Origin of the sequence: Gracilimonas sp. (assembly GCF_035704785.1) — a bacterium.
Classification (GTDB): domain Bacteria; phylum Bacteroidota; class Rhodothermia; order Balneolales; family Balneolaceae; genus Gracilimonas.
The window spans coordinates 1-9,463 of the sequence record NZ_DASSWP010000222.1; the positions used below are offsets into that span (position 1 = coordinate 1).

A 9,463-nucleotide genomic window follows, 5' to 3' on the forward strand; every position below is an offset into this window, starting at 1 on the left:
TTCCGAAGACTCATTAATGGAAATTATTCTGTCAAGTACACCAATTTCTTTTTTTGCAGTCATCTATTTACTCGTTATTTCAACTTCTTTTCTGCCTGGGTTTGTGTTAAAGTTTTCAACATTAAATCTGGGTTCTAAAAAAATTAACACTGTTGAAGATCAGCTTCTGCATTTAAAAGAATTACGAGATCGAGATTTGATAACGGAGGATGAGTACAACAAAAAACGTCAGTCTATAATTGAAAATATCTAAGCAAGAAAACATCAAATGAATAGTCTTTAAAAATAGTTATTAGATTCATTAATATTATGGTATCCGATAAATTAAATTCCGGTGTACTAATGCTTGGTTCCCTTCTTTGGGATAATACTAAAGGAAGAAAAGCTTGGAGAGAACATTATTTCGGTGAAAATTTTTATCCGAATATTATCGATGTCAAAGTGCCAATTCGATATGGTCGCTTTTCCCAAATCCGAGGATGTCCTACTATGGTTTTAAGTTCTGAATATTGGAAAGAAGAAAAATATGGAACTGCAAAATTTGTGCCTTTTAAAAATCAAGAATTTCAATTTTCTGAATTGATTTGTGCTGCAAGGGATTTATCATCAGCCGAAGGATCATCCAGTAGAGAATTTATAAAGGGAGGCACAACGAAGTGGTGTATTCTAACTTGCTGGCTTAATTACAATATGGAAAATAAAGAGTCTTTTGTTGATAAATGGTCGGAAAGATATTTTCCAACATTGACAAATGAGCTTATAGAAAGTTTTAAAATGAATTCAGAAGATGAGTCCCTAATTAACGAAAGAGGTTGTTTAAAAATGGATTGGCCTGAACTTCTAACTACGTATGATGTAGTTTTGGCCACACAAACAAAACCAAGAAAATCAGAGTGTTGCCATTGTAACTATTTAAAACCAAATGAATTGGCTGAACAGATTTTTAGTAAGCCTGAATATTTTATTAAAAATAGATTAAATGGCATCACTACTTTTGATGATGACTTAATTATTGAAGTTTTAAAAAGCAAAGATCTTTCTATTTTCAGAAAAAATGCTAAAAAAGATGGTTGTATTAAGAGTAAAGTTGATACATTTATTCAATCATTTCTCATATAAAAACATTGGTTTATAACAATCTTTTCAAATCGGACACGGCCTACTTGTTTCTGTGGAATTAATTTCGCTACTTCAAAAGAAACCCAGAATCCCCGCACTGTTTAAACGCTGGGTCGTTATGTGTATAAAAATTCATGAATCATGTATTTAAGTAAGCAACAAAAAGAGTGGGTTAAGAAAATTAAATCTGGGGAAATTCAAAATTTCCTGGATTTCCCCAGCTCTTTTAAGTCTTCAGCGAAGCGGTGACTTAAAAGCGACAGCCCGGGAAGTCTCTGACTTCCATACGGGCAATCGTTTCATACTTTGCTTCACTCGCAGCCGCTTTAGCTATAGGGCAGAGAGGTAAACCCGCGTAATCCGTGGTTCAAAATGAGTTACGAAAGACCGATAAACCGAACGACCGATTTGTGAGCTTACAAATTCCCGATCAAAGAAGACACGAAAGAAGTATTAGGTATTTATTATTATGACGATAACAAGAAATTTTTAAGCAGGTTTTATTATTAGTTCAGCTAGCTATCTCATAGCTTTTTTAAATCTTCTCGCAACGGTGACTTAAAAGTAGCAGCCTAGGAAGTCTCTGACTTCCACATGGGCAACCGGTTCATACTTTAACTGGGGACGCGGACGTGCCACTGGTTTCCAGTGTTGCTTGTTTTAACTTTTTACCCGTTTATTAACTCATAAGCTTCGCGTCGCTTATTTGCTAGCCATTATAGCTTCACAAAACAATTTCGTTGCATGGATACCGTTAATCCATTAACTTAAAGAATGATTAAATCATTTGGAGATAAAGCAACGTCAGATTTGTTTCATGGGGTTTCGAGTAGTAAGGTTCGCAGTCTGCCAACTCAAATTCTTGATTCAGCAATCTACAAATTGGACATACTGAATGCGGCAATTTCTTTAGATGATTTACGATCACCTCCAGGTAACAGATTAGAAGCGTTGCGTGGAAATTATAAAAGTTATCATAGTATCCGAATTAACGTCCAATGGAGAATCATTTTTCGTTGGCAAGATTCCAGTGCATTTGATGTAGCCATTGTCGATTATCACTAAAAAAAGCTAAAACCATGATTCCACAAAATAGAATAACCACACATCCCGGTACGATCTTACTAAAAGAATATCTTGAGCCCATGGAATTAACTCAGAAAAAATTAGCGGATCATCTGGATATTCCCATTCAGCGTATTAATGAAATTGTACGGGGGAAAAGAGGTATTTCCTCTGATACGGCTTGGTTGTTGTCCAAGGCTTTTAATACGTCCCCTGAATTTTGGTTAAATCTACAGGCGATGTATGATTTATCTTCTCATCGCCCAAACAAAGAAATTGTTCCTCTGAAAGCTGTTCAGGTATAAGTGCAGTAACGACGGGCGCAACTCCAGCTTCGGTTTAGCCGTTGCCCTTGCGATTACTGTTTTTCATGCTATATTCAATTTTTTTAATCTTTGCACCCGCTATACGCTTGGCCGTTATAACTTCTTCAATTTAATCAATCCCCGGTGAAGTTCTATCATGTTCATACTTTCCATATCTTTGAGTAATCTTGAAACTACCACACGGGTAGTCCCCAGTTCGTTGGCAATCTGCTGGTGGGTACGCTTGACCGATTTAGTAACGTTCCGTTCAGCATACTCTTTAAGATAGCCATGGAGGCGCTGTTTGATGTTCCTAAAGCTAATTTCTTCAAGTGTTTTCAGTAGCTCAGTATAGCGTCCCAAGAAAGTGTCGATCACAAATGAGTTCCAAGAGTCGTACTTTTTCTGCCAGCAACGAACATTGGCAGTTGGAATCAGTAGCAGTTCCGACTTCTTCTCAGTCACTGCGTTCACCTTGCTAACTGCGTCTCCAAAACAGGCCACCAGCGACATCATGCAGGTTTCGCCCGGTTCGATATAGTAGAGTAGTATTTCCCGGTCCTGTTCATAATCCCGGCGAAACACTCGGATCGATCCACTCAAAAGCAACGGGATCACCTGCATGAAGTTGCCTTCCTCTACGATTGTTTGATGCTTATCAAAATTCATAACCGTACACCGATTCTCCATCTCGACTTTTAATGCATTTTCCAGCGGTAGGTTTTGTATACGGTTCATTTTTTTTAGTAAACAAACATTTTTTCGTGTTCCATGGCCAGTTCGACCAGCACACGGGGACTGGCAAACGTTACGTTTTTGCCTTTAACCTGTTCATCGGTGAGCTCCCGGGAGTTGCTGGACATACCAGAAAGATAAAATTCGCACCCAGCATTTGCCAATATTTCATAATGCTCTTTCAGTGAACCAGTTCCAAGTCCGTTGAGGTGTTCCAGAACGCCTTCCCGCATCAGCTGAACAGCGTCGCCGGCCAGGAAGAGGGTTACACTATGGCCTTCTTCCACGGCGGTTCGGGCTACAAGAAAGGCCAATGCGGCTACGGTTGGGTTTTCCGGACCCTGCGTAAGGTGGATTAAAACTGAGGATTTCTCATTCATGGCTTCGGAATTTTGATTGGAGGTTGTAAAAAGGATCAAGGGGATGAAACCAAATAAAAGCAGAGTAATGGTTTTTAGTAAATTATTCATAATAATAAGAGTTTGATGTTACACCATATAGTATTCCCATGATATACGATCCGGGTCCTTGAAAGCTACATAGTTCTTGTCAAGCGTTTCGTCGTGTTTGATGCCGGTGTTTTCCACCTCATAGCGATTGAGCGCTTCGGCCACACGTTTCAGTTCCTTTTCGTTTTCGCATCCGATAGCAAGATGATCTAAACCAATCCGAAAAGAATTAAATTGATCGTTCTCAGGAGTTTCATCCGTTGGGCCCAGAATCGCTACCGCATTGTTTCCGGCTTGAAACAGACACAGTCCTGGTTTTTCAAGAATCTGCTTGAAACCAAGTGTATTCAAATAGAAATGCTTTGACCGTTCGTAGTCGGTTACACGAAGTGCCAGATGATGTATTCCAGGTGTTTGAATATTCATAAAATCAGTGTTTAGATTAATATTGGCTAAAGAAATATCAAATACACTTTTTACTTATTAGTGCTGTGAATAAAATTAATATCACTTACAGCCAATGACAGTATCTTTTGTTACACAAGTCCTATTTTTTGAATGACAACGTATAATCTTCAATTTTTTTCTTTTCAAAACTGATCATCACAAAGCGAAAAGGTTAAATTGAAAATTCTTTACTGGATATAAGTGGAGGCGATTGAAATGCTGAAAATGAAATTTTAAGGCAGGCCGTAACAACGGAATCTCAGTTATGAAAAACCAGTGAAATCCAAAAAATCCGCCTAATCCGTGGTTCAAACTGAATTACGAGAGACCGATGGACCGAACGACCGATTTGTGAATTACTAAATTCTACACAAGAAAAGACCTTAAACCCCGGTTCACCCGTTCATATGATCCAAAACCTTTCCGTCTTTGGTGTGATATTCACGCATTAAATCGGCCGTCAGGCAGGAATGGATGGGGAAGATCTGAATGATTTCACCAACGTTCAGCTGATCAAAAACGGCCGGGCTGCATTGTACGATGCCATGTTCCTGGGAGAGACTTTTCACGTAGGTTTCTTCAGACAGATGCTTGAGCATAGGTTCGCCATAGCTTAGGTTTCCATCAATGTTGACAGAGTCTTTGGAGAAATGAACCGCTCCGCCATGAATTAATACCTGCTTTCTATCCGGAAACTTTTCGATAATGGGACATTCCATATATACGGCTATTTCATTTGGAGAGCAGGAGCCGATCCGGACCTGCATCCAGTCATAAAACACAAAGTTTCCCGGACTGATCTGATCGACGGGGCCAAAATCATCCAATACACTGCAGGAAGGAGTATCCCCAAAACAAAGCGGCAGATCCGGAAAAACTGTTTTTAACGTGCTAAGTTTTTCTAATGCCCGTGTCGCAATTTCTGTGACCTCTTCTTTTGATCTTGCTTTGTAGGTATGGCCGGCATGGCAATAAAAACCTGCCGGATAACAGTGGGCAGATCGGTCTATCGCATCAAGAACAGATCTTATGGAATCCACATCACCTATCGGTATGCCGCTGCGACCATAGTCAGGATCTATTTCAACATAAAGACCAATGGGCCGGGTTAAGGTTGAATCCAGTCTTTCGACTACTTCCTTAGATATTACCAGGGTTTTCAACTCGCAGTTTTCTGAAATAGAGTCAAAATATGATGAAGCTAACACATTGGCGGGGAATGCGATAGTAATATCATCCCAGCCATCATCCGAAAAGTATTTAGCCATTTTAATTGAAGAGACAGTGATCCCTTTAACCCCGAATTCTCTGAACATCTTCCCAATAGCTTTAGATTGATGTGTTTTAAAATGAGGGCGGAATTCAATAGATGACTTACTGGCTTTAGTAGCCATATCACTAATATTTGAACGGACCTGATCCGGATCAATGAAAAGTTTGGGGAAAGGGTACATATATCGTTAGTTCTTTGAATTCAGTTTCTTTTTGATAATGGCATTTTTCTCAGATTCAGTTAAATCATCTTCAAAATCATATAAGGCATCTTCCCAAGAGCCATAAACCGGATTTGGAAATATAAACCACCGCCGGCCAAAATTTTCTGAGTATTGCTTAACAAGGTCGGCTCTTTTCTGTTGATTTATGTCTTTAGCAGGGAAAAAATCATTGAGGTCATCCCCAAAGATCATAATTACACGATAGTTGTTTTCTACTAATTGTCGGCGCTGAATTTTAGAAGAAGTCCATCCCGGTTCCTCACCATTAGACATAATGTTATCCATAGTTTCAGAAACAGGAAAACCCTCCGCTATTAAATTTTCGCGGGTAGCTTCTTCAACTTCATATCCGCGATTACTGATATAAAAGATCTTTACCCCTTGTTCATGTGCATAATTAGTGAATTCAACTGCACCGGGAACTGCTGAGGCATTTGCTTCATTAACCCATGCATTCCAGTCTTCGATATTAAAACTCTTGTTTTGTTTTATCATTCGCGCCTGAAAAGGTGAATTATCTAAAACCGTTTCATCTATATCCAGAATGATGGCAGGAGGGAGGGACATATAATCTTCGCTTTCTTTCTGATTTATAGAAGCTGTCCAGAACGAGTCCTCCAAAGGCAATGAAATAGTTCTTAGAGCTGTATTGTAGGTTTGAAATGCTAATGCTTTATATTCGGCTGAGTTTTGCACCCACAATGTTGCCTGGGTTGTTGTATTTTTAGGAACCGCGGTATCTTCAGAAGCATTTTGGAATGTGCCACAGGAGGTGAATGCTAAGGCGGATATGATGATAAGTGACTTGTATGTGTTCATGGAGTATAATTAAAACTTAATTTTCTTAAAGATATGAAATCAAGACAAGAGCTAAACAATTTTTAGAAGAGAATGTTATTAGACAATTAAACCGTTATTTTTAGTTCGATATGAAATCATCAAACCAAAAATTAATTGGACGTACCGAACAAGTAGATCTGCCTGATTGGAAATTTTATAATCTTGAGGCTAAAATTGATACCGGTGCATTTACGTCAAGTTTGCATTGCCACCATATAGAGCCTTATAAACACAATGGTGAAAATTGGATCCGGTTCTATTTGTTGGACCCTGAGCACGACGCTTACAGTGATCAAAAATTGGAGATGCCGATTCACGATCAAAGAGAGGTTAAAAGCTCTAATGGTGAAACAGAATTACGATATTTTGTGCAAACAAAGATCAAGTTTTTTAATGAGCTGTATATGATCGAGTTCTCTTTAACTAATCGTGCAGGCATGAAGTACCCACTTTTGATAGGCCGTAAATTTTTGAAGAAAGGACCGTTTATGGTTGATGTGACAAAAAAAAATCTTTCACAAGACACAAATACAGGGAGTTTTAAATAATGAAAATCGGAATTCTTTCCAGGAACTCATCTTTATATTCAACACAGCGTTTATATGAGGCGGCTGAAGCTTTAGGGCATAAAGTAGAGATCATTGATCATTTAAAATGTGATATTGTCATTGAGCAAGACAATCCGAAAATATATTACAAGAGTAATAAAATAGATTATCTGGATGCAATTATACCTCGTATAGGCGCTTCTGTTACTTTTTACGGAGCTGCTGTTGTCCGCCAGTTTGAAATGATGGAGGTCTTTAGTGCGGTTCATTCACAGGCATTGGTTAGGTCAAGAGATAAACTCAGAAGTTTACAATTACTTGCAAGCTCCGGTGTAGGACTTCCAAAAACTGTTTTTACCAATTATTCGAAGGAAGTAAAAACACTTATCGAATCAGTTGGCGGAGCTCCCTTAATTGTGAAATTACTGGAGGGCACACAGGGACATGGCGTTGTTTTAGGTCCTACTAAAAAAGCAGCTGAATCTATCATAGAAGCTTTTCATGCTATGAAAGCCCGGGTAATTGTTCAGGAATTCATTTCTGAATCGAAAGGTGCCGACATCAGGGCATTTATAGTAGACGGTAAAGTAGTTGGAGCCATGAAGCGTCAGGGCAAAGAGGGAGAGTTTAGATCAAACTTGCATCAGGGTGGATCAGGCACGTTGATCAAACTAAGCAAACAAGAACGTGAAGCAGCTTTGACTGCTGCACAGGCTATGGATCTTCAAATTGCCGGTGTTGATATGCTTCAATCAGAAAGAGGCCCGCTTATACTAGAGGTGAATTCATCTCCCGGACTGGAAGGAATCGAAAAAACCACCAATAAAGATATCGCAAGTATCATTATTAAGTATATTGAAAAGTCTTTAGAAGATCGCAGAGTAAACCCTGGAAGACGTAAAAAGGCGAAGAAGCATGCCTGAGTTTATCACGATCAATAAACAAAAGATCGGGCTGGGTGAGCAGAAGATAGTAAACCTCAATATTGCCCGGCTTCCTACCTATACTAGCATTGACTTACCCGTGTTGGTTTACAGGGCTCCGGTTGACGGACCTGTATTACTTTTGACGGGTGGACTGCATGGAGATGAGATAAATGGCGTAGAGATCGTGCGTCGTATGATAGAACGTGAAATTGTAGTTCCGGAAAAAGGAACAGTTATTGCCATACCTATCGTAAATATTTATGGCTTTATTCAAAACTCCAGGGGATTACCTGATGGAAAGGATATCAACCGTAGTTTCCCAGGGGCTAAAGGTGGTTCACTAGCTAAATTATTGGCCTACACATTAATGAAAGAGATCATCCCTGAAATCGATTGCGGTATTGATTTCCATACAGGAGGGGCGGCACGGTCTAATTATCCTCAGATTCGATGTTCCTTTAAGATCAAGAAAGCTAAGAAATTAGCTGAGGCCATGGGAGCTCCGGTAATGATGCATTCTTCATTGATATCGAAATCATTTAGAAATGCCGTTCATAAAAAAGGTAAAGAAATTTTGGTCTATGAAACCGGAGAGTCATTACGATATGATGAATTTGGCATAGAAGAGGGTATAGACGGTGCAAAAAGATTAATGAAACATCTCGGTATGATAAAAGAAGCACCTGAACCAAATAAGACTAAAGTATTTAATAATTCTACGTGGATAAGAACTAAAAATGCAGGTCTTTTTATTACAAAAGCCGAACTTGGAGAAGAGCTTAACAAACGTCAGGTTTTAGGATTGATCAAAGATCCATATGGTGACCTTAACTCCAGGGTTATTGCACCTCATGATGGCATGGTAATAGGGCTAAATAATTGTCCTGTAGTTAATAAGGGTGATGCTCTGATTCATTTTGCATATAACAAATAAATAACAAAACTTTGGATATAGATCTATTATTTGCGGCTGTAAAACAATCTGAATGGCGTCAAGTTTCAGAGAATGGAAATTTGAAGCCACTCGTATTTAATGAGGATGGATACTTTCGTTCATTTGAAGGAAATAACGCTGAAAAAATCCTGAATCATTATTTCGATGGGAAAGATCCAATTCTGCTAATTGTACTTGATCCGCTCCGTATTCAGGTTCCCATAAAAAGAATAAATGAAGATGGCTTTGACCTGGTCGCAATACAGGGAGAAGTTTCTGTAGATGCGATCATAGATAAGATCAAGATACAACCTGATAAAAAAGGCAGGTATTCAATTAATGTTAAGCATTTCGATTGAGTCTAAGTGAGTCGTCATATTGCTTCCTGATCAATTGTCTCTCTAATTCTTCACGAGCTGAAAGTTTTTTTAAGGAACGGGAAAACTATTTAGAAAATCTGTTTCCCGATTCTGAATTTATTTATATACAACCTCAGGACTCCATTAAAGATATTGCGAAGGCTAAAGCTGAATCCTTTACCCATATTATAGCTTGTGGCGGAGACGGGACGGTTAACCGGGTAGCAAATGGAATTATAG

Annotated in this window: 14 protein-coding genes; 9 read left to right on the top strand and 5 right to left on the bottom strand. The window is 38.8% G+C overall.

Annotated features, from left to right (window positions below; all coding sequences use genetic code 11):
• The 4 genes from VFM80_RS12650 to VFM80_RS12665 form a co-directional block, all read left to right on the top strand.
• Nucleotides 1-253: SHOCT domain-containing protein (locus VFM80_RS12650; RefSeq protein ID WP_395072218.1), on the top strand; the 253-nt coding region annotated here is incomplete at its 5' end.
• A gap of 56 nt (nucleotides 254-309) precedes the next feature.
• The gene (locus VFM80_RS12655) at nucleotides 310-1,119 is read left to right on the top strand and encodes a hypothetical protein (RefSeq protein ID WP_395072220.1); all 810 of its coding nucleotides are present in this window, start codon (nucleotides 310-312) and stop codon (nucleotides 1,117-1,119) included.
• Nucleotides 1,120-1,893: 774 nt separating this feature from the next.
• On the top strand, nucleotides 1,894-2,184 hold the full coding sequence (locus tag VFM80_RS12660; RefSeq protein ID WP_395072222.1) for a type II toxin-antitoxin system RelE/ParE family toxin: 291 nt from the start codon (nucleotides 1,894-1,896) through the stop codon (nucleotides 2,182-2,184).
• 14 nt (nucleotides 2,185-2,198) lie between these two features.
• Nucleotides 2,199-2,489, top strand: a complete 291-nt coding sequence (locus tag VFM80_RS12665) for a HigA family addiction module antitoxin (RefSeq protein WP_395072224.1) — start codon at nucleotides 2,199-2,201, stop codon at nucleotides 2,487-2,489.
• Between the two features lie 114 nt (nucleotides 2,490-2,603).
• On the opposite strand, the gene VFM80_RS12670 is transcribed toward VFM80_RS12665, so the two are convergent.
• The 5 genes from VFM80_RS12670 to VFM80_RS12690 form a co-directional block, all read right to left on the bottom strand.
• Entirely contained in the window at nucleotides 2,604-3,227 is a 624-nt protein-coding gene (locus VFM80_RS12670; RefSeq protein ID WP_395072226.1) for a Crp/Fnr family transcriptional regulator, read from the bottom strand.
• A 5-nt stretch (nucleotides 3,228-3,232) separates the two neighbouring features.
• Nucleotides 3,233-3,694 (bottom strand): DsrE family protein, encoded by a 462-nt coding sequence (locus tag VFM80_RS12675; protein WP_395072228.1) that lies wholly within the window; start codon nucleotides 3,692-3,694, stop codon nucleotides 3,233-3,235.
• 18 nt (nucleotides 3,695-3,712) lie between these two features.
• A complete protein-coding gene (locus VFM80_RS12680; RefSeq protein WP_395072230.1) occupies nucleotides 3,713-4,099 on the bottom strand; it encodes a VOC family protein in 387 nt (128 codons plus the stop codon).
• 416 nt (nucleotides 4,100-4,515) lie between these two features.
• On the bottom strand, nucleotides 4,516-5,574 hold the full coding sequence (locus VFM80_RS12685) for an alanine racemase (RefSeq protein WP_395072232.1): 1,059 nt from the start codon (nucleotides 5,572-5,574) through the stop codon (nucleotides 4,516-4,518).
• A gap of 6 nt (nucleotides 5,575-5,580) precedes the next feature.
• Entirely contained in the window at nucleotides 5,581-6,435 is an 855-nt protein-coding gene (locus VFM80_RS12690; RefSeq protein ID WP_395072234.1) for a 5'-nucleotidase, lipoprotein e(P4) family, read from the bottom strand.
• A gap of 110 nt (nucleotides 6,436-6,545) precedes the next feature.
• Here VFM80_RS12690 and VFM80_RS12695 point away from each other — a divergent pair, with 110 nt between their 5' ends.
• The 5 genes from VFM80_RS12695 to VFM80_RS12715 form a co-directional block, all read left to right on the top strand.
• The gene (locus VFM80_RS12695; protein ID WP_395072236.1) at nucleotides 6,546-7,004 is read left to right on the top strand and encodes an ATP-dependent zinc protease; all 459 of its coding nucleotides are present in this window, start codon (nucleotides 6,546-6,548) and stop codon (nucleotides 7,002-7,004) included.
• Complete coding sequence (rimK, locus tag VFM80_RS12700) at nucleotides 7,004-7,927, top strand: 30S ribosomal protein S6--L-glutamate ligase (RefSeq protein WP_395072238.1); 924 nt, start codon at nucleotides 7,004-7,006, stop codon at nucleotides 7,925-7,927. Before VFM80_RS12695 ends, rimK begins: the two co-directional genes overlap by 1 nt.
• On the top strand, nucleotides 7,920-8,864 hold the full coding sequence (locus VFM80_RS12705; RefSeq protein WP_395072240.1) for a succinylglutamate desuccinylase/aspartoacylase family protein: 945 nt from the start codon (nucleotides 7,920-7,922) through the stop codon (nucleotides 8,862-8,864). The genes rimK and VFM80_RS12705 overlap by 8 nt, the downstream gene beginning before the upstream one ends.
• Before the next feature lie 11 nt (nucleotides 8,865-8,875).
• Entirely contained in the window at nucleotides 8,876-9,223 is a 348-nt protein-coding gene (locus VFM80_RS12710) for a hypothetical protein (protein WP_395072242.1), read from the top strand.
• Nucleotides 9,220-9,463: diacylglycerol kinase family protein (locus VFM80_RS12715; protein WP_395072244.1), on the top strand; the 244-nt coding region annotated here is incomplete at its 3' end. The genes VFM80_RS12710 and VFM80_RS12715, both read left to right, overlap by 4 nt.